The 25,496-nt window shown below is 63.3% G+C and carries 32 protein-coding genes and 1 other RNA gene; 18 read left to right on the top strand and 15 right to left on the bottom strand.

Translation table 11 applies throughout. The annotated features are described in order from the left end of the window. Positions 1-163 precede the first annotated feature (163 nt). The 3 genes from ACX82Z_RS20545 to ACX82Z_RS20535 all read left to right on the top strand — a co-directional run bounded on the left by ACX82Z_RS20545 (position 164) and on the right by ACX82Z_RS20535 (position 3,134). Positions 164-955 (top strand): inositol monophosphatase family protein, encoded by a 792-nt coding sequence (locus ACX82Z_RS20545; protein ID WP_459590947.1) that lies wholly within the window; start codon positions 164-166, stop codon positions 953-955. Positions 956-1,075: 120 nt separating this feature from the next. Further along, complete coding sequence (locus ACX82Z_RS20540) at positions 1,076-2,101, top strand: MotA/TolQ/ExbB proton channel family protein (RefSeq protein WP_459590945.1); 1,026 nt, start codon at positions 1,076-1,078, stop codon at positions 2,099-2,101. 1 nt (position 2,102) lies between these two features. Beyond that, a complete protein-coding gene (locus ACX82Z_RS20535) occupies positions 2,103-3,134 on the top strand; it encodes a peptidoglycan -binding protein (RefSeq protein WP_459590944.1) in 1,032 nt (343 codons plus the stop codon). Here the strand turns inward: ACX82Z_RS20535 and ACX82Z_RS20530 are convergent, their stop codons facing one another. Further along, complete coding sequence (locus ACX82Z_RS20530; protein ID WP_459590943.1) at positions 3,135-3,488, bottom strand: DUF1304 domain-containing protein; 354 nt, start codon at positions 3,486-3,488, stop codon at positions 3,135-3,137. It abuts the gene before it with no gap. Between the two features lie 80 nt (positions 3,489-3,568). On the opposite strand from ACX82Z_RS20530, the gene ACX82Z_RS20525 reads away from it, so the two are divergent. Beyond that, on the top strand, positions 3,569-5,218 hold the full coding sequence (locus tag ACX82Z_RS20525; RefSeq protein WP_459911909.1) for an FAD-binding dehydrogenase: 1,650 nt from the start codon (positions 3,569-3,571) through the stop codon (positions 5,216-5,218). A gap of 10 nt (positions 5,219-5,228) precedes the next feature. Then, positions 5,229-6,377 carry an amidohydrolase gene (locus tag ACX82Z_RS20520; RefSeq protein WP_459590942.1) on the top strand — a complete coding sequence of 383 codons (1,149 nt, stop codon included), beginning with the start codon at positions 5,229-5,231 and terminating at the stop codon, positions 6,375-6,377. Here the strand turns inward: ACX82Z_RS20520 and ACX82Z_RS20515 are convergent, their stop codons facing one another. Further along, positions 6,378-8,180: an ABC transporter transmembrane domain-containing protein gene (locus tag ACX82Z_RS20515; protein WP_459911907.1), complete on the bottom strand. Its 1,803-nt coding sequence runs from the start codon at positions 8,178-8,180 to the stop codon at positions 6,378-6,380. It abuts the gene before it with no gap. Positions 8,181-8,368: 188 nt separating this feature from the next. Here ACX82Z_RS20515 and rpmE point away from each other — a divergent pair, with 188 nt between their 5' ends. Beyond that, the gene (gene rpmE, locus ACX82Z_RS20510) at positions 8,369-8,590 is read left to right on the top strand and encodes a 50S ribosomal protein L31 (RefSeq protein ID WP_459590941.1); all 222 of its coding nucleotides are present in this window, start codon (positions 8,369-8,371) and stop codon (positions 8,588-8,590) included. A gap of 65 nt (positions 8,591-8,655) precedes the next feature. Here the strand turns inward: rpmE and ACX82Z_RS20505 are convergent, their stop codons facing one another. From ACX82Z_RS20505 to ACX82Z_RS20490, 4 genes are read right to left on the bottom strand one after another with little or no spacing between them, the layout of a single operon-like run. Next, the gene (locus ACX82Z_RS20505) at positions 8,656-9,867 is read right to left on the bottom strand and encodes a BaiN/RdsA family NAD(P)/FAD-dependent oxidoreductase (protein ID WP_459590940.1); all 1,212 of its coding nucleotides are present in this window, start codon (positions 9,865-9,867) and stop codon (positions 8,656-8,658) included. Beyond that, a complete protein-coding gene (locus ACX82Z_RS20500; protein WP_459590939.1) occupies positions 9,868-10,149 on the bottom strand; it encodes an Rdx family protein in 282 nt (93 codons plus the stop codon). Further along, positions 10,146-10,430, bottom strand: coding sequence for a hypothetical protein (locus ACX82Z_RS20495; protein ID WP_459590938.1), 285 nt, complete (start codon positions 10,428-10,430; stop codon positions 10,146-10,148). Before ACX82Z_RS20495 ends, ACX82Z_RS20500 begins: the two co-directional genes overlap by 4 nt. Further along, positions 10,430-11,179 (bottom strand): YebC/PmpR family DNA-binding transcriptional regulator, encoded by a 750-nt coding sequence (locus ACX82Z_RS20490; RefSeq protein WP_459590937.1) that lies wholly within the window; start codon positions 11,177-11,179, stop codon positions 10,430-10,432. Before ACX82Z_RS20490 ends, ACX82Z_RS20495 begins: the two co-directional genes overlap by 1 nt. A gap of 162 nt (positions 11,180-11,341) precedes the next feature. Here ACX82Z_RS20490 and ACX82Z_RS20485 point away from each other — a divergent pair, with 162 nt between their 5' ends. Further along, positions 11,342-12,136 carry an MBL fold metallo-hydrolase gene (locus tag ACX82Z_RS20485; RefSeq protein ID WP_459590936.1) on the top strand — a complete coding sequence of 265 codons (795 nt, stop codon included), beginning with the start codon at positions 11,342-11,344 and terminating at the stop codon, positions 12,134-12,136. 1 nt (position 12,137) lies between these two features. On the opposite strand, the gene ACX82Z_RS20480 is transcribed toward ACX82Z_RS20485, so the two are convergent. Then, positions 12,138-12,935, bottom strand: a complete 798-nt coding sequence (locus tag ACX82Z_RS20480) for a TerC family protein (protein WP_459590935.1) — start codon at positions 12,933-12,935, stop codon at positions 12,138-12,140. Positions 12,936-13,124: 189 nt separating this feature from the next. Between ACX82Z_RS20480 and ACX82Z_RS20475 the strand changes: the two genes are divergently transcribed. Further along, a complete protein-coding gene (locus ACX82Z_RS20475) occupies positions 13,125-13,529 on the top strand; it encodes a hypothetical protein (RefSeq protein ID WP_459590934.1) in 405 nt (134 codons plus the stop codon). 2 nt (positions 13,530-13,531) lie between these two features. Here the strand turns inward: ACX82Z_RS20475 and ACX82Z_RS20470 are convergent, their stop codons facing one another. The 3 genes from ACX82Z_RS20470 to ssrS form a co-directional block, all read right to left on the bottom strand. Beyond that, positions 13,532-14,356, bottom strand: a complete 825-nt coding sequence (locus ACX82Z_RS20470; protein WP_459590933.1) for a TIGR00282 family metallophosphoesterase — start codon at positions 14,354-14,356, stop codon at positions 13,532-13,534. 117 nt (positions 14,357-14,473) lie between these two features. After that, the gene (locus ACX82Z_RS20465) at positions 14,474-15,061 is read right to left on the bottom strand and encodes a 5-formyltetrahydrofolate cyclo-ligase (protein ID WP_459590932.1); all 588 of its coding nucleotides are present in this window, start codon (positions 15,059-15,061) and stop codon (positions 14,474-14,476) included. A gap of 83 nt (positions 15,062-15,144) precedes the next feature. Then, a non-coding RNA gene (gene ssrS / locus ACX82Z_RS20460) (6S RNA) lies at positions 15,145-15,303 on the bottom strand. Between the two features lie 263 nt (positions 15,304-15,566). Between ssrS and ACX82Z_RS20455 the strand changes: the two genes are divergently transcribed. The 3 genes from ACX82Z_RS20455 to ACX82Z_RS20445 all read left to right on the top strand — a co-directional run bounded on the left by ACX82Z_RS20455 (position 15,567) and on the right by ACX82Z_RS20445 (position 17,349). Continuing rightward, the gene (locus tag ACX82Z_RS20455) at positions 15,567-15,827 is read left to right on the top strand and encodes a hypothetical protein (protein WP_459590931.1); all 261 of its coding nucleotides are present in this window, start codon (positions 15,567-15,569) and stop codon (positions 15,825-15,827) included. Between the two features lie 131 nt (positions 15,828-15,958). Next, the gene (locus ACX82Z_RS20450; RefSeq protein WP_459590930.1) at positions 15,959-16,798 is read left to right on the top strand and encodes an AAA family ATPase; all 840 of its coding nucleotides are present in this window, start codon (positions 15,959-15,961) and stop codon (positions 16,796-16,798) included. A gap of 104 nt (positions 16,799-16,902) precedes the next feature. After that, the gene (locus ACX82Z_RS20445; RefSeq protein WP_459590929.1) at positions 16,903-17,349 is read left to right on the top strand and encodes an N-acetyltransferase family protein; all 447 of its coding nucleotides are present in this window, start codon (positions 16,903-16,905) and stop codon (positions 17,347-17,349) included. A gap of 42 nt (positions 17,350-17,391) precedes the next feature. On the opposite strand, the gene ACX82Z_RS20440 is transcribed toward ACX82Z_RS20445, so the two are convergent. The 3 genes from ACX82Z_RS20440 to ACX82Z_RS20430 all read right to left on the bottom strand — a co-directional run bounded on the left by ACX82Z_RS20440 (position 17,392) and on the right by ACX82Z_RS20430 (position 19,900). Then, positions 17,392-17,820 carry a hypothetical protein gene (locus ACX82Z_RS20440; protein WP_459590928.1) on the bottom strand — a complete coding sequence of 143 codons (429 nt, stop codon included), beginning with the start codon at positions 17,818-17,820 and terminating at the stop codon, positions 17,392-17,394. A gap of 68 nt (positions 17,821-17,888) precedes the next feature. Next, entirely contained in the window at positions 17,889-18,950 is a 1,062-nt protein-coding gene (locus ACX82Z_RS20435) for a TraB/GumN family protein (protein ID WP_459590927.1), read from the bottom strand. Further along, a complete protein-coding gene (locus tag ACX82Z_RS20430; RefSeq protein WP_459590926.1) occupies positions 18,947-19,900 on the bottom strand; it encodes a tyrosine recombinase XerC in 954 nt (317 codons plus the stop codon). Before ACX82Z_RS20430 ends, ACX82Z_RS20435 begins: the two co-directional genes overlap by 4 nt. 79 nt (positions 19,901-19,979) lie before the next feature. Here ACX82Z_RS20430 and rimM point away from each other — a divergent pair, with 79 nt between their 5' ends. The 7 genes from rimM (at position 19,980) to ppa (ending at position 24,267) form a co-directional block, all read left to right on the top strand. After that, positions 19,980-20,510, top strand: coding sequence for a ribosome maturation factor RimM (gene rimM, locus ACX82Z_RS20425; protein WP_459590925.1), 531 nt, complete (start codon positions 19,980-19,982; stop codon positions 20,508-20,510). Beyond that, the gene (gene trmD / locus ACX82Z_RS20420; protein WP_459590924.1) at positions 20,507-21,193 is read left to right on the top strand and encodes a tRNA (guanosine(37)-N1)-methyltransferase TrmD; all 687 of its coding nucleotides are present in this window, start codon (positions 20,507-20,509) and stop codon (positions 21,191-21,193) included. Before rimM ends, trmD begins: the two co-directional genes overlap by 4 nt. A gap of 229 nt (positions 21,194-21,422) precedes the next feature. Then, positions 21,423-21,917 (top strand): 50S ribosomal protein L19, encoded by a 495-nt coding sequence (gene rplS, locus ACX82Z_RS20415; RefSeq protein ID WP_459590923.1) that lies wholly within the window; start codon positions 21,423-21,425, stop codon positions 21,915-21,917. A gap of 111 nt (positions 21,918-22,028) precedes the next feature. Further along, the gene (locus tag ACX82Z_RS20410) at positions 22,029-22,658 is read left to right on the top strand and encodes a class I SAM-dependent DNA methyltransferase (protein ID WP_459590922.1); all 630 of its coding nucleotides are present in this window, start codon (positions 22,029-22,031) and stop codon (positions 22,656-22,658) included. 91 nt (positions 22,659-22,749) lie between these two features. After that, positions 22,750-23,061, top strand: coding sequence for a hypothetical protein (locus ACX82Z_RS20405; protein WP_459590921.1), 312 nt, complete (start codon positions 22,750-22,752; stop codon positions 23,059-23,061). A gap of 81 nt (positions 23,062-23,142) precedes the next feature. Next, positions 23,143-23,649 carry an N-acetyltransferase family protein gene (locus tag ACX82Z_RS20400; RefSeq protein ID WP_459590920.1) on the top strand — a complete coding sequence of 169 codons (507 nt, stop codon included), beginning with the start codon at positions 23,143-23,145 and terminating at the stop codon, positions 23,647-23,649. An 84-nt stretch (positions 23,650-23,733) separates the two neighbouring features. Then, on the top strand, positions 23,734-24,267 hold the full coding sequence (gene ppa / locus ACX82Z_RS20395; RefSeq protein ID WP_459590919.1) for an inorganic diphosphatase: 534 nt from the start codon (positions 23,734-23,736) through the stop codon (positions 24,265-24,267). Positions 24,268-24,306: 39 nt separating this feature from the next. Here ppa and ACX82Z_RS20390 read toward each other — a convergent pair whose 3' ends face one another. Beyond that, positions 24,307-24,891: a hypothetical protein gene (locus ACX82Z_RS20390; RefSeq protein ID WP_459590918.1), complete on the bottom strand. Its 585-nt coding sequence runs from the start codon at positions 24,889-24,891 to the stop codon at positions 24,307-24,309. Continuing rightward, entirely contained in the window at positions 24,888-25,487 is a 600-nt protein-coding gene (pncA, locus tag ACX82Z_RS20385) for a bifunctional nicotinamidase/pyrazinamidase (protein ID WP_459590917.1), read from the bottom strand. The genes ACX82Z_RS20390 and pncA overlap by 4 nt, the downstream gene beginning before the upstream one ends. Between the last annotated feature and the right edge of the window lie 9 nt (positions 25,488-25,496).

The following is a 25,496-nucleotide window of genomic DNA, read 5'->3' as shown; positions in this document are numbered from 1 at the left end:
GGCATAGCTCTTTCGACCGGAGCGGCCTGCAAATGGTGGCCTGCCGCGCTTCCGGTGCTCACGTACGGATGTACGCTCCGCTCCGGTCGCAATCCACCATTTTCGGCTCACACCGATCAAAATTCCGGCGCATCCAGATCGCGCCACACAGGGGAATTTCCTGATGGCACGTTCTGCTCTTCTCAACGTCATGGTTCAGGCCGCAATGAAGGCCGGTCGCTCGCTCGCGCGCGATTTCGGCGAGGTGCAGAACCTTCAGGTCTCGCTCAAGGGTCCGGGCGACTATGTCAGCCAGGCCGACCGCAAGGCCGAGGACATCATCCATGCCGAACTGTCTCGCGCGCGGCCGGGCTACTCGTTTCTGATGGAAGAGCGCGGCGCGATCGAGGGCGATGACGGCCAGCATACCTGGATCGTCGATCCGCTCGACGGCACGACCAACTTCCTTCACGGCATCCCGATCTTCGCGATCTCGATTGCGCTGGAACGTCAGGGGCAGATTGTCGCCGGCGTCGTCTACAACCCTGCGATGGACGAGCTTTATACCGCCGAGCGCGGCGGCGGCGCTTTCATGAACGATCGCCGTCTGCGTGTGGCCGCCCGCTCGAAACTCTCCGATTCCGTCATCGCGACCGGCATCCCGCATCTGGGACGCGGTCATCACGGCAAGGCGCTGGTGGACCTCAGGAACGTGATGGGCGAAGTCTCCGGCATCCGCCGTATGGGCGCCGCCTCGCTCGACCTCGCCTATGTGGCTGCCGGCCGTGTCGACGGTTACTGGGAAGACTGGCTCGCCGCCTGGGACATGGCCGCCGGCCTCCTTCTGGTGCGCGAGGCGGGCGGCTTCGCCTCGGACCGCGACGGCGGGCAGGACGTGCTGGCGGGCGGCTCGGTCGTTGCTGGCAACGAACTCATCCACAAGGCGCTTTTGAAGACGCTCGCCAAACCGGTCTGATTTAATCGGGCTTTTTTGGATCCGAAGCCGGCCGGCGCACGTAGTAATCTTTCAATTTCGCCACGATTGCGTTTAAGGTCGTGATGAGTTGAAATATACGGCACGAATCCGGGGCGCGGCATGGCCTTTTTGAAAACCCTGGGTGCTGACGATACAGCCGACGCTGCGGATTACGATCCGCGCGGCCTGTCCAGCCCCCAGGTCTTCCTGTTCTCGATGATCATCTTCCTGGCGATCGTCGGCTTCATCGCGGCGATCCTCTATCGGCAGATTTCGTCCGCGTTCCAGACCAATCCGGGCCTGAACGGTCTCATCTTCGGCGTGCTGCTGATCGGCATCCTGCTCGTCTTCGGGCAGGTGATCCGCCTCTTCCGCGAAATCCGCTGGGTCAATTCCTTCCGCGCCGGCTCCGCCGAGACCGAACCCGTGCTGCTTGCGCCGATGAAGGCGCTTTTGAGTCGCTCGCGGACCATGGCGCTGTCGACCGCAACCTTGCGGTCGATCCTCGATTCCATTGCCACGCGCCTCGACGAAAGCCGCGACATCTCGCGCTATCTGATCGGGCTTCTCGTCTTTCTCGGCCTGCTGGGCACCTTCTGGGGTCTGCTCCAGACCATCGGCTCGATCTCGAACACGATCCAGACGCTCGATCCGGGGACGGGTAGCCCGAGCGACACGCTCGCTTCGCTGCAGGCGGGGCTTACCGCACCTTTGTCGGGCATGGGCACGGCGTTCTCGTCCTCGCTCTTCGGTCTTTCCGGGTCGCTCGTGCTCGGCTTCCTCGACCTTCAGGCGGGGCGCGCGCAGAACCGCTTTTATGTCGAGCTTGAAAACTGGCTGTCGTCGGTCACCGATCTCGGTTCCGACCTTTCGGTCGCCGATCCGCTCAAGGCGACCTCGGCCGACGAGATCAAGGCGATGTCGGAGCGGCTGCGCCTGATGCAGGAACAGGGCGGCGGCTCCAACCCACGCGTCGCGGCCGCGATGGCCAACCTTGCGGACGGCATTTCCGGCCTTGTCAAGAACATGCGCTCGGAGCAGCAGATGATGCGCGACTGGGTGGAAAATCAGGCGAACGAACAACGCGAAATGCGCGCCACGTTGGAGCGCATCGCGGGCGCGCTCGAAAAGCAGGACAAGGGCTGACATGGCGCTTGCCCGGGGCAGGCGCAGTCAGCGCCATGTCGATTACTGGCCCGGCTTCGTCGACGCGCTGTCGACGCTGCTTCTCGCCATCATGTTTCTTTTGTCGGTCTTCGTGCTGGCGCAATTCCTGCTTAGCCAGGAGATCAGCGGGCGCGATCAGGCGCTGATCCGGCTCAACGCGCAGATCAACGAACTGACGCAGTTGCTCGCGCTCGAACAGTCCAACACACAGGATATGGAAGACGCGCTCTCCACCTTGCAGGCCTCGCTGTCGCAGGCGGAAGGCGAACGCTCGCGGCTTCAGCAGCTTCTGGATTCGGGTGCGGGAGCAGGCGCCGAGGCCGACGCGCAGATCGGCTCGCTGACCGGCGAACTCGACGACGAACGGCAGGTCTCGCAGCGCGCGCTTTCACAGGTAGAACTCCTGAACCAGCAGATCGCCGCCCTGCGCAGCCAGATCGGCGCGCTGGAAGCGGCGCTGGACGTATCGGAGGCGCGCGATCAGGAATCGAGCGCGCGGATCGCCGATCTCGGCCGACGGCTCAACGTCGCGCTCGCGCAGCGCGTACAGGAGTTGAACCGCTATCGCTCCGACTTCTTCGGCCGCCTGCGCGAGATCCTGTCGGACCGCGAGAACATCCGCATCGTCGGCGACCGCTTCGTCTTCCAGTCCGAGGTCCTGTTCCCGGTCGGCTCCGACCAGATCAACCCGGCGGGGCAACAGGAGATGGCGACGCTCGCCGGCGCGGTGCTCGACCTCCAGCGCGAAATCCCGCCGGAGATCAACTGGGTCCTGCGTGTCGACGGGCACACCGACAACGTGCCGCTTTCGGGCACCGGCCGCTTCCGCGACAATTGGGAACTGTCGGCTGCGCGCGCGATATCCGTTGTGAAGTTCCTCGTCGATCAGGGCGTGCCGGCTGACCGGCTCGTCGCGGCCGGCTTCGGCGAGTTCCAGCCGCTCGATGCCACCGACACGCCGCAGGCGCGCGACCGCAACCGCCGTATCGAACTGAAGCTCACCGAACGCTGATCATACGCCGAGCGCCAAAGCCACGAGGCCGATAGCGGCGGGCAGCGCCTGAACGAACAGGATTTTCCGGCTTGCCGTGGCAGCGCCGTAGAGCCCCGCGACGAGGACGCAGGCGAGGAAGAAAACCTTGACGTCGATCCCGTCTGTACCAAGCCACAGCCCCCACAAAAGGCCAGCGACAAGGAAACCGTTGTAAAGGCCCTGGTTGCCGGCGAGCACCCTGGTCGCGTCGGCGAATTCAGGCGTGGTATTGAAGGCACGGCGGGCGCGTTCGCTCTCCCACAGGAACATTTCGAGGATCACGATATAGACGTGAATGGCGGCAACAACGGCGATGACGATGTTGGCGATCATGAAAGCCCCTCTTGAAGACGATCGGGATTGACCCGGACGCGCAATTTTCCGAACTTCGCGCGGTCTTGTCGAGGGAGGCGATCATGGACGCGGACGCAATCATCATCGGCGGCGGGCTTTCGGGCCTCGTTGCGGCCGCCGAACTCGGCGACCGCGGCAAGCGGGTGATCATTCTCGAACAGGAAGGCGAAAACTCGCTTGGCGGGCAGGCCTTCTGGTCGCTCGGCGGCCTCTTCATGATCGACACGCCCGAACAGCGGCGTATGCGCATTCGCGACAGCCGGGACTTGGCCGCATCCGACTGGGCCGGCTCCGCCGGGTTCGACCGCAAGGAGGACTTCTGGCCGAAAAAAGTCGCCGACGCCTATCTCGATTTCGCCGCCGGAGAAATGCGCGCTTGGCTCCACCAGATGAGCATGCGCTGGTTTCCGGTCGTCGGCTGGGCCGAGCGCGGCGGCTCTCTTGCCACCGGCCACGGCAACTCCGCGCCGCGCTTCCACCTGACATGGGGAACCGGACCCGGCGTCGTCGAGCCGTTCGAACGGCGCGTGCGCGAACACGTCGCCGCCGGCCGGATCAAACTGAAATTCCGTCACCGTGCGAGCCGGCTGGTCAAGACCGATGGGAAGGTGATGGGCGTTTCCGGCGAGGTGCTGGCCCCTTCCACCGTGGGGCGTGGCGAAAAAAGCGCGCGCGAGGTCGCGGGCGACTTCGAACTTCAGGCGGGCGCGGTGATCGTCACGTCGGGCGGCATCGGCGGCGATCATGATCTCGTGCGGCAAAACTGGCCGGTCAACCGCCTCGGCCCTGCGCCCAAAACGATGGTGGCGGGCGTGCCGCACCATGTCGACGGGCGCATGATCGGCATCGCGCGCGAGGCGGGCGCGTCGGTCATCAACGAGGACCGGATGTGGCACTATACGGAAGGGCTGAAGAACTGGAATCCGATCTGGCCGAACCACGGCATCCGCATCCTGCCCGGCCCGTCCTCCATGTGGTTCGACGCTTTCGGGACCCGCATGGAAGCGCCCTGCATGCCCGGCTTCGACACACTGTCGACCCTGAAACGCATCCTGGCGACCGGGCGCGACCATTCCTGGTTCGTGCTGACGCAGAAGATCATCGAAAAGGAATTCGCGCTATCGGGGTCGGAGCAGAACCCGGACCTGACCTCGAAGGAATGGATGCAGGTTCTGAAAAGCCGGCGCGGCAAGGGCGCGCCGCCGCCGGTCGAGGCCTTCAAGCAAAACGGCGAGGATTTCATCGTCTCGTCATCGCTCGGCGAGCTCGTTGCGGGCATGAACAAGCTCGTCGGCGAAGATCTGATCGACCATGAAAGGCTGGAGGCGCAGATCGTCGCGCGCGACCGGCAGATCGAAAATCCCTTCGCCAAGGATGCGCAGATCACAGCCATTCGCGGCGCGCGCGCCTATCTCGGCGATCGGTTGATCCGCACCGCAAAGCCGCACAGGATTCTCGATCCGGCAAACGGCCCGCTGATCGCCGTGCGTCTCAACATCCTGACGCGCAAATCGCTCGGTGGCATCCATACCGATCTCGACGGGCAGGTTCTGGATACCGACGGACAGCCGATGGCGGGCCTGTTCGCGGCAGGCGAGGCGGCCGGGTTCGGCGGCGGCGGTTATCACGGCTATAACGCGCTCGAAGGAACATTCCTCGGCGGCTGCATCTTTTCCGGTCGCAATGCGGGCCGCAAGGCAGCGGACTGAAAGGGACGTCATGCACCTGACAAACAGCGACATCGCCGAACTGACCGAATGGCGGCGCAAGCTTCATCGCCAGCCGGAAATCTCGAACGAGGAGGAGAAGACGGCGCTGGAAATCGTTTCGTTCCTGACGCCAACCGAACCCGATGAAATACTGACCGGGCTCGGCGGGCATGGCGTCGCCGCCGTCTACGACAGTGGCTTGCCGGGACCGACGCTGCTTTTTCGCGCCGAACTCGACGCCCTGCCGATCGCGGAACTGGGCGACGTGCCGTACAGATCGCAGGTGCCGGGCAAATCGCATATGTGTGGTCATGACGGACATATGGCGATCCTCGCTGCGCTCAGCCGCGTGTTTTCGCGCGAGCGTCCGGCATCGGGACGCGTCGTCCTGATGTTCCAGCCGGCCGAGGAGACGGGAGACGGGGCGGCGGGCGTCGTGGCGGATGCGCGTTATGAAACGATCCTGCCGGACTTCGCCTTTTCGCTGCATAATCTGCCCGGCGTTCCTTTCGGCCATGTGCGGATCAGGGACGGCGTCGTGAACTGCGCCTCGCGCGGTATGCGTATCACGCTGACCGGAAAGACCGCGCATTCCTCGATGCCCGAGACAGGCGCCTCGCCGATGCGCGCCATCGCCGAACTCATGCCGGCGCTGGCCGCGCTCGGCGGCGGGCGTTTCGACGAGGATTCATTCGCCATGGCGACGGTCACGCATTGCATGATGGGCGAGCCGGTCTTCGGCATCGCGCCCGGCCATGGCGAGGTCCGCGTCACCTTGCGCACGCGCCTCGACGAGCGCATGGCGTTGCTGTGCGAACAGGCCGAGGCACTCGCGAACCGCGTCAGCCGGGAATCCGGCCTTGGCCTGACAGTCGACTATCACGAAATTTTCGTCGCCTCGCTGAACGACCAGCAAGCCGCGAACCATCTACGCCGGGCGATGGACGATGAAGGCGTCAAGCATGACGGCGAGGATTTGCCGATGCGTGCCTCTGAGGATTTCGGCACGTTCGGCCACAAGGCGAAATCGGCCATGCTGTTCCTTGGCGCGGGCGAGCGGCAGCCGCAGCTTCACAATCCCGACTACGATTTTCCCGACGATTTGATCCCGATCGGCGCGCGCGTTTTCCTACGCACGGTCAAGAACCTTTTAGGGTGATTACTCTGCCGCGCCCCTGAACGCTTCGGCTCCGACGTCGAACTGGAGGCTGGCGAGGCGGGCATAGACGCCGCCCTTCGCCACGAGGCTGGCATGCGTGCCTTCCTCGACGATACGGCCGGCTTCCATGACGAGGATGCGGTCCGCCTTCAGCACGGTCGCCAGCCGGTGCGCGATGACGAGCGTGGTGCGCCCTTTCATCAGCCGTTCGAGCCCAGCCTGAACCAGCGTTTCGCTTTGCGCGTCGAGAGCGGAGGTCGCCTCGTCGAGCAGCAGGATGGGCGCGTCGCGCAGGATTGCGCGGGCGATCGCCACGCGCTGGCGCTGGCCGCCCGAAAGGGTGACGCCGCGCTCGCCAAGCTGGGTGTCGAAGCCCTGGTCGAGATCGCGGATGAATGCGTCGGCATGGGCTTGCCGCGCCGCCGCCTCGATCTCGTCTTGCGACGAGCCGGGCCGTCCGAAGCCGATATTCTCGGCGGCCGTCGCGGCGAAGATCGTCACCTCCTGCGGAACGATGGCCATGCGGGCGCGCAGTTCGGCGGGATCGGCTTTCGCCACGTCGACGCCGTCGACCAGCACCTTTCCGCAATCGGGGTCGTAAAAGCGCAAAAGCAGCGAAAAGAGCGTCGACTTGCCCGCGCCGGACGGGCCGACGATCGCGACCGTCTCGCCGGGCTTCACCGTAAAGGAGAGGTCGCGCAGCGCCGACTGGCCGGGCCGCACCGGATAGGCGAAGCCGACATGCGAAAATTCGATTTCGCCGCGCGGCGGAACGGGCAGTGCGGCCGGGTTCGCTGGCACGGCGACCATCGGCTTTTCGGCCAGAAGCTCCGTCAGCCGCTCGGACGCGCCTGCGGCCTGCGCAAGCTCGCCCCACACTTCCGATAGCGCGCCGAGCGCGCCGGCGGCGAAGACGGCATAGAGCAGGAACTGCGAGAGCGTGCCCGGGCTCATGTCGCCCGACAAGACGTCGCGCGATCCGAACCAGAGGACCGCGACGATGGACGAGAAGATCGTCAGGATTGCCACGAAGGTGAGGAAGGCGCGGGCGAAGACCGAAAGACGCGCCGCTTCAAATGCCTCTTCCACGGCGGTAGAATAGCGGCCCGTCACCAGCGCCTCGTTGGTGAAGGCCTGGAGCGTGCGCACCGAGCCGATCTGCTCCGAAGCGTAAGCGGTCGCGTGCGCGAGCGTGTCCTGCGCGTGGCGCGATTTTGCCCGCACGGAACGCCCGAACGCCACCAGCGGCAGGACGATCAGCGGAATGGCGGCGATGACCAGCCCCGACAATTTCGGACTGGTGATGACCATCATCGTCAGCGCGCCGATACACAAGATGACGTTGCGCAGCGCGACGGAGGCGGTCGCGCCGAGCGCGGACTTGATCTGCGTCGTATCGGCGGTCAGCCGCGACACGATCTCGCCCGACTGGACCGTGTCGAAGAAGCCGGGCGACAGCCGCGCAACATGGGCGAAAACGGCGCTGCGGATATCCGAGACGACGCGCTCGCCGAGCGTGATGACGAAATAATAGCGTCCCGCCGAAGCCGCCGCGAGCACCACGGCGATGACGATCAGCATGGAGAAATAGTTGGAGATCAACTGGCCGTCATGCGGCGCGAAGCCATGATCGATCATGCGTCTGACGGCGAGCGGCAGCGTCAGCGTGGTCAGCGCGGCAAGCGACAGGAAGAATATGGCGCCAGCCATTTTCCCGCGATAGCGCGTCAGATATGGCAGCATGGAACTGAGCGGGCGCAGCGAGCGGCGTTTGGCCTCGGCGTCAGTTTCCGCGCGTCGCATGGCTTCCTTTCGCTCCGCGTCCGATTTTCGCGCGGCGCTCTTGTGATTCAATTTCGGCTCCTGTATAGGCCAGCCGACGTTTTGAGGAAGCCCTAGACCCTGAAGGTCGAGGCTTCAAGTGCCCGGGGCGGGCGCAATCGCCGCAGGCATGGCCCCGCACCCCAGCGAACAGATTTAGGACAGGACCGATGAAAGCCGATATCCATCCCGATTACCACACCATCAAGGTCGTCATGACGGACGGCACCGAGTATTTCACGCGCTCCACCTGGGGTTCGGAAGGCGATACGATGAACCTCGACATCGACCCGACGACGCACCCGGCCTGGACCGGTGGCCAGCAGGGTCTGATGGACCGTGGCGGCCGCGTCTCGAAGTTCAAGAACAAGTTCGCCAATCTGGGTATCTAAAGCCAGGTTCGAGCCGACAGTTCGAAAAACCCGCCCTCGTGGCGGGTTTTTTGTTGGGCGCGGCTTTAACCGCCCGGACGCTCTGCAATGGTTTGACCCGCCGCCCAGCCGGACGACCACGCCCACTGGAAATTGTAGCCGCCGAGCCAACCGGTCACGTCCACCACCTCGCCGATGAAGTAAAGGCCCGGCACGTCCTTCGCCTCCATCGTGCGCGAGTTCAGCGCGGACGTATCGACGCCGCCGAGCGTGACTTCGGCAGTCCGATAGCCTTCGGAGCCGATCGGAAAGACCTCCCAGCTCTGCAACAACGCGGCGATATTGGTCAGACGTTTGTCGCCCGCTTCGCCGATCACGCCTGACCAGCCCTGCGTGTCGCAGAAATAGGCGGCAAGCCGCTTTGGCAATATGTCGGCGAGCGCCGTCTGGATCGTGCGGCGCGGGTTCTCGCGCTTGGCTGCGATTAAAAGCGCGGCGATATCGATACCGGGCAACAGGCCTATGCGAACGGGGTGAGTCTCGCGCCAGTAGGACGAGACCTGCAGGATCGCCGGTCCCGATAGCCCCCGATGGGTGAACAGGAGCGCCTCTTCGAACCCGGTCTTGCCGCAGGAAATGCGTGTGTCGATGGAAACCCCGGCGATCTCGCGAAAACCCGCGAGCATGTCCTCACCGAAGGTCAACGGCACGAGCGCGGGTCGCGTTTCCGTCACCACCAGGCCGAACTGGTCGGCGATCCGGTAGCCGAGACCGGTCGCGCCCATCTTTGGGATCGACTTGCCGCCGCAGGCGACGACGAAATTTCGACATGTGATCGTTCCCGCACCATCACCGCCGAGCACAAGCGAAAAGCCGCCGTCGCGATGCTCGATATTTTCCAGCGTCGTCCGGAGCCGCAATTCGCAACCGGCGCGCTCCATCTCGGCAAGTAGCATCGCGACGATCTGCTTCGAGGAGCCGTCGCAAAAGAGCTGGCCGAGCGTCTTTTCATGCCAGGCGATGCCGTGCCGCTCGACCAGCGCGACGAAATCGTGCTGCGTGTAGCGGCCGAGCGCGGACTTCGCGAAATGGGGATTGGCGGACAGGAAATTTCGGGCGGTCGTGCCCAGATTGGTGAAATTGCAGCGCCCGCCGCCGGAGATGCGGATCTTTTCGCCCGGCGCTTTCGCATGGTCGATGACCAGCACGCGCTGCCCACGCGAAGCGGCATGCACCGCGCACATCATCCCCGCCGCGCCTGCGCCAAGGATGATCGTATCGAAGGTCTGAACGCTCACTTATCGATCTGAATGGCCAAGATCGCGCTCCGGCCAGACCACGTCTCGCACGCGCTGTTTCAACACCTTGGCCTCTGGAAAACCACCATCCGCCTTGCGATCCCAGATCGTTTCGCCGTCGATCGTGATGGTGAAGATGCCGCCCGTTCCGGGAATGAGCGCGACCTCGCCGACATCCTGCCCGAAGGTCGACAACAATTCCTGCGCCATCCATGCGGCGCGCAAAAGCCAGCTACACTGCGTGCAATAGGTGATGGCGATCCGCGGCGCTACTGCGCTCATCGCGGCATCTCCCGCTCGTCTTCGGGTATCCGTTCGAGATAGCAGACTTCCGTACGCTCCGTCAGACGTCTGCCTTCATGCATTTCCCCGGCATCGAAAACGCGGCAACCGAGCCATGGCGGGCTTTCGCTCGTCATTTCGACGCGAACGCCCGAATAGGATCGGTTGGAAAAATCATGGCTGCCGATCCTGACATTGTCGCCGAAGTTCACCTGTGCGAGCGCGCCGACGCACCCACAAAGAAGAAGAGCAACCGTCAGAAGTGGGCGCGCCCGCTGCATCAGGCGGCCGACAGCTTGGCCAGCGTTGCTTCGTCGACCTCGAAATTGGCGTAGACGTTCTGCACGTCGTCATCGTCGTCGAGAACGCCGATAAGCTTGAGGATCGACTGTGCCTTTTCCTCGTCGACCGGCGTTCCGGTCTGCGGACGCCAGATCGCCTTGACGCTTTCGGCTTCGCCGAGCGCTGCTTCCAGCGCCGAGGTCACATCGCCGAAATCCTCGAAGGCGCAGGTGATGGTGTGGCCGTTTTCGTCCGACTGAACGTCTTCCGCGCCGGCTTCGATCGCCGCTTCCATCACGGCGTCGGCATCGCCAGCTTCCGGCTTGTAGACGATCTCGCCGACCCGGTCGAACATGAAGGCGACCGAACCGGTCTCGCCCATCGCCCCACCGGACTTTGTGAAGGCCGCGCGCACATTGGAAGCGGTGCGGTTGCGGTTATCGGTCAGCGCCTCGACGATGACGGCGACGCCACCGGGACCGTACCCCTCGTAGCGGACCTCTTCGTAATTATCGCCATCGCCCACGGACGCCTTGTTGATGGCGCGCTGGATGTTGTCCTTGGGCATCGACTGCGCCTTGGCGTTCTGGACGGCCAGGCGCAAGCGCGGGTTCATGGCGGGATCGGGCGTGCCCATCTTCGCTGCGACGGTGATTTCGCGCGCTAGTTTTGAGAACATCTTGGAGCGGACCGCATCCTGACGGCCCTTGCGGTGCATGATGTTCTTGAACTGTGAATGGCCGGCCATGGCACCCCTGTTTGAGCGGTTTTGATGTGTGGATTTGCCGGCGCTTATAGTGAAAAGCCGACGCAACGTCCAGAAGCGAGCAACAAGGCGCTCGCGCAAACGTGAGATGAGCAGGATTGGAACGAAGTTACGCTGGGGCATCAGATCTCATGGAGACCGCCCATGCGCCGCGCCCTCGCCTGCCTCGCCTTCGTTCTCGCAGCCGGTTCAGCGTCAGCGCAGGACGAGCCGGTGCCAAGCCAGTGCATCGCAATCGCGAATGCGCTGCCGAACGTCACCTATGCCGCGTTCACACCGGTGCAGGCCGAAGCGGAAACGGTGACGATCACCTATGCGGGGCATTCCACCTATATCATCGAGACGCCTGGCGGCGTCCGGATCGCGACGGATTATTCCGGCGCATACGGCTCTGAGCCTTTGCCGGACGTGATCACCATGAACCGCGCGCACGGAACCCATTTCACGATGAGCCCGGATTCGGATATCGCCCATGTGTTTCCCGGCTGGGGCGAGAATGGTGAACCGGCCCGGCACGCTTCGGTGATCGACGACGTCTATATCCGCAATGTACCGACGGACATCATGCGATGGGGCACGTTCGAGGAAGGCGGCAACTCGATCTTTATCTTCGAGGTTGCGGGGTTGTGCATCGGCCATGTCGGACATTTGCATCACGCGCTCGCGCCCGAACATTATGCCGCGATCGGCCGGCTCGACGTTGTGATGGTGCCCATCGACGGCGGCATGACGATGTCGCTGAACGATGTTTCGGAAATCACGACGCGGCTGCAATCCTCGATCGTCCTGCCGATGCACCGTTTTTCGACGCCCATTTCCACCTTCGCCGCGCGCATCGGCGAGGGCTTCGCGGTGGACTACCGCGAAAGCCGGTCGCTGGAAGTGTCGCTGCGCTCTTTGCCGCGACAGCCGACGGTCATCATCCTCGAAGGTGTCTAGCTCAACCCGACAGCTTCGGTGCGCTTTCGTCCGGCGTATGGGCCGCTGGCGTCGCGTGCCCGCCGCCCTTTCGGCGGCGCGCCAGCATGTTGAGCCCCTCGACCAGAGCCGAAAAGCCCATCGCAGCGTAGATGTAGCCCTTGGGAACGTGGAAGCCCATGCCTTCGGCGATCAGCGTCATGCCGATCATCAAAAGGAACGCCAGCGCCAGCATGACGATGGTCGGGTTCTTGGCGATGAAGTTGGCAAGCGGCGTCGCCGCGATCAGCATCACCGTCACCGTGACGATCACGGCGATATACATGATCGCGATATGCTCGGTCATGCCGACGGCGGTGATGATGGAATCGACCGAAAAGACGAGGTCGAGCAGCAGGATCTGGAAGATCGCCGCGCCCATCGTGTTCGTCGCCGTGCGGCTGACGATCGCGTCCTTGTGATCTTCCGGATCGACCGTGTGGTGGATTTCCTTCGTCGCCTTCCAGACGAGAAAAAGTCCGCCGACGAGAAGGATGATGTCCTTCCAGGAGAACGGTTCGCCGAACAGCGTGAAGACCGGCTGGGTCAGGCCTACGATAAAGGCGACGGTGGCGAGCAGAAGCAGGCGCATGATCAGCGCCGCGCCGATGCCGAGACGCCGCGCGCGTTCGCGCTGATGCTCGGGCAGCTTGTTCGACAGGATCGAAATGAAGATGAGATTGTCGATGCCGAGAACGACTTCGAGCGCGATCAGGGTTGCGAGCGCGACCCATGCGGCCGGATCGTTCAACCAGTCGAAATAACCGGCAAGCCATTCCATCGATAAAGCCCCCAAAGCCGCAGGAGATCGGGTGCGGTGCCCGCGTTCAACCGCTATGTGGGCGTCGACGCCGAAACGTCAATTCACAGGACATTTCCGAACAATGCGGTGAGGTGATCGCAAGGACATTTGGCGATGCTTTCCACTAGCGATAGGCTTTGGCTTGAGGCCGCATAAAGGAAAAACGGCATGGATGAATTTGAAATCTATTGCGCCAACAAGAGCGCACAAGAACGCGACGCGCTCGGACCCGTCCGCGACCTTATCCGGCAAACGCTGCCTGACCTGACAGAAGGGCGTGTCCATTTCTATCTTGCCCACTTCATCGGAAGCCTTCCCGTTGTGAAGCTGCATGTGGACGCCAAGGGGCAGGCGAACATGACGTTCGCAACGGGCAGCGAACTGAATGACCCGGCGAACCTGCTGGCCGGCAAGAGCCTTTCGCGGACTGTGAAGGTCAAGTCGGCCGCCTATCTCGAAAAGCATCGCGACGGGATCGCCGACCTTCTCAGTCAGGCTTATACGCTGCTGAAAAGTCGCGATGCCGGTTCGGGACCGCCGCGTGTGCTGCGCCCCGATCAGCCAAGCCCCTGAAGTCAGTTCCAGAACGCGGGCGTCGTTTCCTCAAGCCGCGGCCCAAGGCGCAGCGGCGCGATCTTTTCGGCAAGGCCGGTGCGGTCGGAAATGTCGACGCCGACGCCGCAGATCGTCGCCGGTCCGGAGGCCGCCTCCATCCGCCCTTTCGGAACCTTGGACAGGAACCGGTTGAGTGGCTCCTCCTTGTCCATGCCGAGCGAGGAATCGTAGTCGCCGCACATGCCCGCATCGGTGAGATAGGCCGTGCCGCCGTTTAATATCTGGTGGTCGGCGGTCGGGTGATGCGTGTGGGTGCCGACGACGAGGCTTGCGCGCCCGTCGACGAAATGGCCGAAGCACATTTTCTCCGATGTCGCCTCGGCATGGAAATCGATGACTACCGCGTCGGCCTGTTCGCCGAGAGGGCACACCGCCAGTTCCTCCTCGACGCATTTGAACGGGTCGTCGAGTTCGGGATGCATGAACACCCGGCCCATGATGTTGGAGACGAGGACGCGCGCGCCGTTCTTCGCCATGTAAAGCCCGGTGCCGCGCCCCGGCGTTCCCTTCGGAAAATTGGCGGGACGCAGGAAGCGTTCTTCATGCGGGGCGAATTGCAGCGCCTCGCGCTGGTCCCACACATGGTTGCCGGTCGTCACCACATCCGCGCCGGCATTGATCGTCGCGTTGAAGATGTCTTCGGTAATACCGAAGCCGCCGGCCGCATTCTCGCCATTGACGATGACGAAGTCGAGTTTGAAGTCGGAAATCAGGCCCGGCAGGCGCTCGAAGACCGCCGTGCGGCCCGTCCGTCCTACCATGTCGCCAAGAAAAAGAAGTCGCATGCCTTCCCTATAGACCATGATGCCGAAAACTGGGAACCGGTTTTCGGACGACATCATGGTCTAACTTATTCTTTTTGCCCGCATGTCTGCGACGCCAAGTGTTTCCACCTGGCTGCATCATGCTCCGAGAGGCTGGACGAAGGCGCGCAACCCGCTTTCGGTAAGGATTTCGTCGAGCTGGACATCGTGCGGCTGATCCGGCACCGCATCCACTTCCTGACAGTCAAAGGCGATCGCGATGAGGCGCGGCGTATGTCCCTGCGCCTGAAGGCGTTCGATCGCACGGTCGTAATAGCCTGCACCGTAGCCGATCCGGTGGCCGCGTGCGTCGAATGCAGCAAGCGGGATCAGCATGATCTGGGGAATGAGTTCATCCGCATCCGGTCCCGGCCCCCATGTGCCGAACCCCATGTCGATCATTTCGCCGCCGCGCTTCAGTTCGCGAAAGACGATGGTCTCCTTGTCGAGGATTGCCGGCAGGCAAAGCCGTGCGCCGCGGTCGGCAAGGGCCGCCATCAGGGGGCGTACGTCCACTTCCGAGCGCATCGGCCAGAACCCGGAAACAACCATGCCGGGGCTGGTCGCAAGCTTGTCGGCCACGCCGGCCATCGCAATCGCCGCTTCGATGCGCCATTGCGGCTCAAGCCCGTCGCGACGGGCAAGCGCCTCGACGCGCAGGCTCTTTTTCAGTTCACGATGGTTCATGAATGGTCGCCCCTCCTGTCGGCTCTGCAAATAGACCTGCAAAACCCTAACGGAAGGGTACGAAGACGGTTGCGAAGGAAAGACGGCGAACCGCGACATCCGATGGAGAGGTTTGATCCCGGGTGCCTACAAAGTAGGTGGGCGCCATATGCCCGAGCCCACGAGCCCGGACAGGGACAGCTCCCTTGAGATCAATAAGGCCCCGAGAATTAAGTTACTCCTGTCGAGACGCGCAGAACGCTGTCGCCAATATAGGCTGCGCCGCCGTCCCGCGCCAGAGCGTTCCGGCCGCGCTTTTCGTTAAGTTTTGGAACATCGATTTAAACCCCTGACCCATCACGAACGCGCGAGAGATCGAGTGACTCATCGTTCACAGTTTCAGCCATTTCGGATCGATAACCGGCAACATAGATGGGTGGTTACCGGACGATACTTACCCCGGTTCCGGGCAGCATTGCCGCTTACGGGATGTTGGCCGGACATTCGATGAGAAGGATTATTTATCATGAACCGCATTTTGCTCGCCTCCGCCCTCGTGCTCGGCATTTCCGGCGCCGCGATGGCCCAGCAGGCTCCCCATACGATCGGCAATTTTTCGGCCTCGGTCGAACAGGCCTTGAACCCGCAGCAGAAGATCGAGCGTCCCGCCGGCGAGCGTTCCGTTAACGGCAATGTGGACCGGACGACCACCGCTTCGATCAATACGACCCGGAGCGACGAGCAGCCGGTCGGCAATGTCTCGATCCCGCTGGAGCGTACCCGCTAAATAGCGGCCAGCGTATCGGCATACCCAAACCCCGTGGCGTCCGCGCTGCGGGGTTTTACATTGGCGCCTCACTTGCAAGCCCTTGCAAGCAACCCTAGGCTTCCGGGGATTTTCATGCTGGGAGTTCGTGAATGCGTTTTGAGGGAACATCGTCCTACGTCGCCGATAAGGATCTGATGATCGCGATCAATGCCGCGATCGCGCTGGAGCGGCCGCTCCTCGTCAAGGGCGAGCCGGGTACCGGCAAGACCGAACTCGCAAGGCAGATCGCGTCGGCGCTGGACCTCGATCTTTTCGAATGGAACGTGAAGTCGACGACCAAGGCGCAGCAGGGGCTTTACGAGTACGACGCCGTCTCGCGCCTGCGCGACAGCCAGCTTGGCGATGACCGCTTCAATGACATCTCGAACTACATCAAGCGCGGCAAATTGTGGGAGGCGTTCACCGCCGACCGCAAGGTCGTTCTGCTCATCGACGAGATCGACAAGGCCGACATCGAATTCCCGAACGATCTCTTGCAGGAACTCGACCGAAACGAATTCCACGTCTACGAGACGGGCGAGACGGTTCGCGCCGTCCATCGCCCCATCGTCATCATCACATCGAACAACGAGAAGGAACTGCCGGACGCGTTTTTGCGCCGCTGCTTCTTTCATTATATCCGCTTCCCCGAGGCCGAGACGCTGGCCCGCATCGTCGAGGTGCATTATCCGGGCATCAAGCAAGCCCTGGTGCGTGCCGCGCTGACGCAGTTCTATGAAGTGCGTGAGGTGCCCGGCCTCAAGAAAAAGCCCTCGACATCCGAAGCGCTCGACTGGATCCGGCTTCTGGTCGCCGACGACGTCGATCCCGCCGATCTGCGAGCCGAGGCGAAGAACGCCCTGCCGAAGCTGCATGGCGCGCTTTTGAAAAACGAGCAGGACGTGCATCTTTTCGAACGTCTTGCCTTCATGGCACGGCGGCAGGGATAGCCGGTCGCGCAATGGCTGGCACAAAGTTTTGTGCCAGTTGTCTCGTTTGCCTTGTCGCGTTCGCATGAGACCGTTTTACGGCGATGCAAGAAAAGGACGGCCAAATGACGAGAGATTTGACGGTAAGGCGGATCGAAGCCGGTGACGAGGCGGAGTGGCGGCGTCTATGGACCGCCTATCTGGAATTTTACGAGACAAGCGCTTCCGAGGACGTCTACCGGACGACGTTCGAGCGCATTTTGGGTAATGGTGAGTTCGAGCCGAATGGCTTCATCGCGCGGGTGGATGACCGCCCGGTCGGGCTGGTTCATTACATCCAACACCGCACCTGTTGGTCTCAGAAGAACAATTGCTACCTTCAGGATCTCTATGCCGATCCCGAAATACGCGGAAAGGGTGTCGGACGCGCGTTGATCGAGGCCGTTTATGCGGAAGCCGACAGGCTCGATCTCGCCAACGTCTACTGGCTGACGCAGGAGCACAACGCGACTGCGCGAAAGCTGTACGACCGCATCGCGCGCAACACGAAATTCATTCGCTACATGCGCTGAACGAAAACGGCCCCGACATGCGGGGCCGAATTTTTCGACGGCTTATTGCGCCGGTGCAGGCTCGGTCGGCGCGGGAGCCGGTGCCTCATCGGCCGGGGCCGGTGCGGTATCCTCGGCAGCAGGCGGCGTCGTCTCCGCCGGAGCAGTGGTTTCAGGCGCAGGCGCAACCGGTGCCTCGGCGGCAGGCGGCGTTGCGGGGTCCTCGGTCGCTGGTTCTCCGGGCGTTGTCGCCGTATCGGTCGCTGGCGTCCAGTTCATGAACACAAGAAGCGCGACGACGATTGCTGCGGCTATGACGCCGAGCACGAGCGCGTTGGAACCGCCCGAACGGCCGGTATTGTTGACGATCACCGTGTCGGCAGGACGCGGCGCGCCGGTGACGGGATCGACGCCGGCCGGATCGTTGACGGGATGGCGCGGGTCAGACGGGTCGTTTGCGACAGGGTCGCGATCACGCAGTGGGTCGACCATAGTGCTGGCTCCTCAAGACATAAGTCGTGACTGATAAACGCCCGGAGCAGCACGCAGTTCCGAATAGCCTAATTGGCGGTGACTGGAGATACCTCGAAACCGGCCTCGCGAAGGAGTTCGACGACGCCCTCTTCGCCCGGCAGATGCAACGCGCCGACGGCGACGAAGGCGTCACCACTGTCGAGATGGGGCTTTGCGCGGGTCGCCATCGTATGGTTGCGATCGGTGATGACCGACTGCTCGAAACCGGCGATGGCGACGGCGTCTCCCGCGCCGCCCGGAAGCACTTTTTCGAAGAACGGCCAGAAAAGACCCGGCTCGCCGCGCTGGTGAATGACGATCATGGTCTCGATGATGTCGTCGATCCTGTCGCCGAGAGCGAGCGTGTCGACGAGCGCACGCATATGAAAATCGAGCGGCAGCGCCGCCATCGCACCGAGCTGCTCGGCCGTGGCTTCCAGTCCCTCGATCTTCATGCCCGCCTCGCCGGCGCGTGTGGCGAGCGCCACATCGAGAATTTCGGTGCCTGCCGCCGCACGCGTCATTTCGCAGACCGGCAGCGTCGCCATCGCCGCGATCATCCAGGGCTTCATCTTGTCGAGTGAAGCGAGCGACAGACCGCGTTCCTGCAAGGCGGATTCAACCAGCGCGCGTTCGTCTTCGTCGAGCAGCGACGATAAAGTCGTCGCATCGGTGAACATCATCAGGTCGGGATGTTCGGCCATGGCCGCCATCATCGCCGACGGGTCCAGAATATCCGTCGTTTCGATGACCAGCGTGTCGGACGCATCGAACGCGGCCTGCGCGTCAGGCGCAAGTTGCGTGATGCGCGGATCGGTGACGTGCATGGTGCCGTAAAGATGCGAGACCGCACCATCCGGCGCTTCGACGCGCCACAGGATCGCCTCGCCATTGAGGTTTGCCTGCGCCTCTTCCATCAGGGCGCGATACGCGTCCGGATCGTCGCGCTCCATCGCGGCGAGCAAATCCTCGCCCGTGCAGGCGACGGTCTCGGCGCGGGCATCCATGGCGAAGGCGAGGACGAACACGAAGCTTGCGAATGCCAGCGTCGTCAGCATCGCGATGAAACGCAGCGCCGCGTCGGTGAGGCGGTCGGGATGGATCGTCATGCGGCGTTCCTTTTTCCGCGCGGATGAGCCTTGTCGTAGATTTCGAGCAGTCTGGCCGAATCGACGCCGGTATAGATTTGCGTGGTGGAAAGGCTCGCATGGCCGAGCAGTTCCTGAATGGCGCGCAGGTCCCCGCCGCGCGCCAGAAGATGGGTCGCGAAGGAATGGCGCAGCGCGTGCGGGGTCGCGGTGTCGGGAAGCCCGAGCGCCGAACGCATCTTCTTCATTTCGCGCTGGATGATTGCCGGCGCGAGCGGACCGCCTTTCGCACCGCGAAAGAGCGGCTTGTCCGTTTCGAGATGATAGGGGCAAAGGCGACGATACTCGCTGAGCGCAGCCAGCGCGGCGGGCAGCACCGGGACGAGCCGCGTCTTGCCCCCCTTGCCGGTGACGCGCAGGATCGTCTCGGATGCGTCTGAGAGATCGCCGCCGGAAAGCGCGAGCGCCTCGGAAATGCGCAGCCCGCAGGCGTAGAGAAGGGTAAGAACTGCCGCGTTGCGCGCGGCAATCCACGGCTCTTCGGCAAGCTGGTCGCTTTGCGAAACGACGCGGCGCGCATCTGCCGCCGTCAACGGCTTCGGCAGCGATTTCGGTTGCTTGGGCGAGCGCATCGCCGACGCGCCGGCCGAATTGACGAGGCCGCGCCGTTCGAGAAACCGCAAGAGCGAGCGGATGCCGGCCAGCCCGCGGCCGAGCGTTCGTGCGCCGACACCGTCGCTTCGGCGCGAAGCCAGATAGCCTCGCAGATCCGCCGGGCGCAGATTTTCGATATCCGAAATCGCGGGCGGCGCGCCGAGATGGCCGGTGAGAAACCGCAGGAACTGGCGCGTGTCGCGCTCATAGGCTTCGACGGTCAGCGCGGCCAGCCGGCGCTCGGTGGCAAGCGCCTTCAGCCAGTCTTCGCGCGCGGCCGAAAGGTCGGGTCTGGCAATGACGAGAAACTCGGACATGGCACCATCATGGCGCACCAAGGTTGACAGGCGATGAAGGGCGGCGTTTGAAGCGTGCCTGACAGGAAAAGGCCGCGACATGAGCGAAAAGATATTGATGGCCGTGATCGGCGCACCGCACGGCGTGCGCGGCGAGGTGCGGGTGAAGACGTTCACCGGCGATCCGCTGGCGCTCGGCGATTACGGGCCGCTCTTCGACGCAGCCGGCAAGAGCTACACGATCCTCGATTTGCGCCCGTCAAAGACGGTCGTCGTGGCGAAGATCAGGGAAATCGCGTCGCGCGAGGCGGCCGAGGCGGCAAACGGGACGGAGCTTTTCGTCGCGCGTAAGGCGCTGCCGGACGATCTGGACGATGATGAGTTCTATCAGGCCGATCTGATCGGCCTCGCCGCTGTCGATGAGGCCGGCGCAAGGCTCGGCACGGTCAAGGCGCTGCACGATTTCGGCGCGGGCGATATTATCGAATTGGCGCTTGCAGCTGGCGGCACGGCCTTGATCCCTTTCACCAAAGCCGCGGTTCCGCGTGTTGCGCTGGCGGAAGGGCGCGTCGAGATCGACGCGATCGCTGCGGGCCTCGTCGGTGACGATGAAGACGAGCCGCAGGAATGAGTTTTCGCGCGACCGTCCTGACGCTTTACCCGGAAATGTTTCCTGGGCCGCTCGGCCTTTCCATGTCCGGTCGCGCGCTCGAAAAGGGGATGTGGGCGCTGGAAACGGTGCAGCTTCGCGATTTTGCGACCGACCGGCATCGCACGGTCGACGACACGCCGGCGGGCGGCGGAGCGGGCATGGTGTTGAAGGCGGATATCGTGGCGAAGGCCATCGATCACGCCTCACCGCCGGGCGATTCGCGCCCGCGTCTCCTGATGAGCCCGCGTGGCAGGCCGTTGACACAGGCGCGCGTGCGCGAACTCAGCGCCGGGCCGGGCGCGGTGATCCTCTGCGGGCGCTTCGAGGGCGTCGACCAGCGCGTGATCGACGCGCGGGGTTTGGAGGAAGTCTCCATCGGCGACTACATCCTGTCCGGCGGCGAGCTTGCCGCGCAAGTGCTGATCGACGTGGTCGTTCGGCTCATTCCCGGCGTCATGGGAAATGCGGCGTCGGGCGAGGAGGAAAGCTTCGAGAGCGGGCTTCTGGAGCATCCGCACTATACCCGTCCCGCCGAGTTCGAAGGTATGGCGATCCCGGACATATTGACCTCGGGCAATCATGCGAAAATCGCGGCCTGGCGACGCGGCGAGGCGTTGCGCCTGACGCGGGAACGGCGGCCCGATCTTCTCGACGAAAAATGACGCCCCGCGCCGAAGGCGTGTGACACATGCTACGAAGGCGCGTGACAAAGCCCTAAAAGGCGTGTATGAGCGCGCCCGAGCCCGGATTCTGTGCCGGACCCGACAACAATTACTGTCCATCGCTCCTGCCTTCCGGTCTTGCCGGTTTGCATAGTTTCGCGGTCCGAAGCGACTGAAAAACGAGAGCCGAGCGCGCTGGCTGTTCGAAGAACAAGAAGAGGATACCGCGATGGACATCATCCGTCAGCTCGAGGCCGAACAGGCCGCCAAGATCGAAGAAAAGCGCACGCTTCCCGAATTTCAGCCGGGCGACACCGTCCGCGTTCTGGTGCGCGTCACCGAAGGTACGCGTACCCGCGTCCAAGCCTATGAAGGCGTGTGCATCGCCCGTTCGGGCGCCGGCCTCAACGAGAACTTCACGGTTCGCAAGATTTCCTACGGCGAAGGCGTGGAGCGCGTGTTCCCGGTCTATTCGCCGCTGGTCGAGGGCGTCGAAGTCGTGCGCCGCGGCAAGGTCCGTCGCGCCAAGCTCTATTACCTGCGCGACCGTCGCGGCAAGTCGGCCCGTATCGTCGAGAACACCGGCGTCCGCGCCCGCAAGCTGAACGACGCCGAGCGTGAGGCCGCTGCCGCAGAGCGCGCCAATCGCGAAGCCGAAAAGGTCGCCGCAGCGCAGGCGCTCGCCGCCGAAAAGGCCGCGCAGGACGCCGAGACCAACGCGTAAGCAAGACGCGATATCAGATTGCCGGAACGGGCGCGGATCATATCCGCGCCCGTTTTGCATTCATGGCCCGCCTGCCTATGCTTGCCGCTTCGCAATGACGAGGAGAAGCAGATGACGGATGCCGGCAAGGCACGAGGTCTCGACAAGGTCTATGGCGCAAGCGATGCGGCGGAACTGGCGACGGCCTATGCCGCCTGGGCTGCCGAATACGACCGCGACACGATCGGTCTTGGCTATTGCCTGCCCTTCGTCATCGCCGGCTGGGTGGGGCGTTATGCACGCCCCGGCGCCGCGTTGCTCGATGTCGGTTGCGGAACGGGGCTTTCTGGTCCCGTTTTGCACGCGATGGGACATGACGATCTCACCGGCCTCGACATGTCGCCGCATATGCTGGAAATCGCAGCAACGCGCGGTGCTTATTCAAGCCTCGTCGAAGGCCAGCTTGGAGAGCGCCTTCCCTTCGAGGACGGCCGGTTCGATCTTTGCCTTGCGTCGGGCGTTTTCACCTGCGGTCACGCACCGGCAATCGGGCTGGAGGAAATCGTTCGTATCACCAAGCCGGGCGGTCATGTCGTCGCGACGATCCGTGACCTTCTGATGGAAAGCGAATTCCGACCCGTCATCGACCGGCTGACCGAAGCCGGTCGTTGCGAGACGATTGAGGAAAGCCCGTATTTTCGCCCCTTCGTGCTCGGCGAGGACGATGCGCGAACCTCCGTGGTCGTCCTTCGGAAACGATGAGCGATTTATCTTGACTAAAATTATCAAGTTTTAGCTTGCCTTTGCTTTTGCCTTGGCTAATGTGCCGGCCAAATCCACGATGGAGCTTGGCATGCACGAATATGAACGCAGGCAGGATCAGGCGCGCGAGCACATCCGCGCGACCATCATGAACGAGTTTTGCGAGGTGATGCGCACGACGGGATTGCCGCCGATGGTGGTGATGAGGCTCGCCGCACAATCGGTCGGCGCGGTCTATCGCGAAGTCGCAGCTACTCACGTGGGCAGCGAACCGTGCCCCTGCGGCTGGCAGCCCATCGAGGCGTCCGATATCGAGGTGATGATCTCGGCCTTGCGCCACGCCGCGCGGCCTGCCGCGCCGGTGACCGACCTCGTCGCGATGCGCGTCGCCGGAACGGCCTGACCCAGCGACCGGTCGGAAAGAGGGCGAGGACAACCTTCTCGCTTGCGGTCAAGCGGCGTCGCGGATTATGATTAACAAATCATGAAGACGCTCTCGATCGACATTCGCAAGGCCGACCCGCACGACGCGGAAGCGATCGCAGGCGTTCACCATGACGCCTGGGTCGGGGCCTATGCCGGCCTCATCCCGCATACGGCCCTGAATTCGATGCTGTCGCGCCGGGGCACGCAATGGTGGGAAAAGGCGATCCGCCGCGCCGCCAGCGTGCTTGTCGTGGAAATCGACGGTGATGTCGTCGGCTATGCCACCATCGGGCGCAACCGCGCGCGTGACCTGCCCCAGGGCGGCGAAATCTACGAACTCTATCTCCTGCCCGAATATCAGGGCATCGGTCTCGGCACCCGCCTTTTCAAGGCTGCGCGCGACCGGTTGAAGGCGCATGGGCTGACCGGCCTCGTCGTCTGGGCGCTGGAGGAGAATTCGGGCGCGCGTGCCTTCTACGAGGGCGCGGGCGGGCGGGATGTCGCCGAGGGCGTCGAAATCTTCGACGAAAAGGCGCTGCGCAAGGTCGCCTATATCTGGAACTGACGGCGCGAAACCACCCGTCATTTGCATTGCAGCATCATCCGCGCTAACGGCTGTCCGCAATTTTCATCGCTACAAGGATAGCCCATGCGCATCGACGCCATTTCCATCGGCGACACCCCGCCCGACGACGTCAACGTCATCATCGAGGTGCCGGTCGGCGGCCAGCCGATCAAATACGAGATGGACAAGGATGCCGGCGCGCTGTTCGTCGATCGTTTTCTCTATACGCCGATGCGCTATCCGGGAAATTACGGCTTCGTGCCGCATACGCTCTCCGAAGACGGCGATCCGATCGACGTGCTCGTCTGCAACACCCGCGAACTGGTGCCGGGCTGCGTCATCAACGTACGCCCCATCGGCGTTCTCGTGATGGAGGACGACGGCGGCAAGGACGAGAAGATCATCGCGGTTCCCTCCCCGCATATCACGCGCCGCTACGAGAACGTGAAGACCTATACCGACCTGCCGGCGATCACGCTCAAGCAAATCGAGCACTTTTTCGAACACTACAAGGATCTGGAACCCGGCAAATGGGTCAAGATCGGCGGCTGGCAGGGCGTGGACGTCGCCCGCAAGATGATCGTCGAGGCGATCGACCGCGCCAAGGCCAAGGGCTGAGTATGAATGTCGAAGGGAGCGCGCGCAGCGCTCCCTTGTTCATTGGCTGACGAGAGCGCGGACATCCGGATCGGCGATGATGCGCTCGTCAGACGCGCAGTCAAAATCGCGCGCGTTCTCGTCCGCGATCCGCCGCGCCTCCACATTCGCCTCCGGGTTGCCGGACGCCATCACGAAGCCGACGAAGCATGCCGCACGGTCTTGCATCGTCGCGACCTTGCTGACCGTCAGGATTTCCATGTCGCGCGCGCCTTCCTCACCGGTGCTGATGAACCAGCGGTGGATGGCGGCGAAGGGTTCTTCAACGCGCTCGCCGCGGTCCATGCGCCATTCGATACGCGTGCCGGGATGGTTGAACGGATGGAAGCCGGCCTGGCGCGGTAACTGCCCCTCGGGCGGCAGGCCATAATAGGCGACGTAGCGCAAATCCGTGTAGGTCACGATCACCGGATAGCCGCGATAGCCGGCGCAGATAAGATCGGCCCAGTCGCCTTCGCCGTCGGGGGCCGCGCGAAACATCGAGCATCCTCCGTCGGCATCGAAGTCGGTATATTCGGAAACGATCTCCGCGCGGGCTGCGGTGGCGCAAAGAAGCGCGGCGGCAATGAGAATGCTTCGCATCATGACAGGATCACTCCGGCTTTTTTCATTTCTCCGGTCATCGCGTCGAGCGAACCGCCCAGATCGATGGCCCGGCAGGCTTCCATCGCAACCGTGACGGAGAAGCCGAGCCGCACCGCATCCAGCGCGGAATAGGCGACGCAGAAATCAGTGGCGAGGCCGACAAGCGTCAATCGCGAAATACCGCGTTCTTTCAGATAGCCGCCAAGGCCGGTCGGCGTCGAACGGTCGTTTTCGAAAAAAGCGGAATAGGAGTCGATCGCCGGGCGAAACCCCTTGCGCAGAACGAGTTCGGCGCGCGTCCAGTCGAGATCGGGATGAAAGGCTGCGCCCTTCGTGCCCTGCACGCAGTGGTCGGGCCAAAGCGTCTGTTGCCCGTAATCGGCCTCAACCGTCTCGAAGGGTGCCTTCCCCTCGTGCCGCGAGGCGAAGCTCGAATGACCGGCCGGGTGCCAGTCCTGCGTCAGGATCACATGCGGCGTCGCCTCGATCATGCGGTTGACGATCGGCACGATCTCATCGCCGCCCTCGACGGCAAGCGCTCCGCCGGGGCAGAAATCGTTCTGCACATCGATGACGATCAGCGCTTCGTCGGCCATTCGGGTCTC

It is taken from the genome of Aliihoeflea sp. PC F10.4 (assembly GCF_054612275.1).
This window is presented reverse-complemented; position numbering and strand designations above follow the sequence as displayed.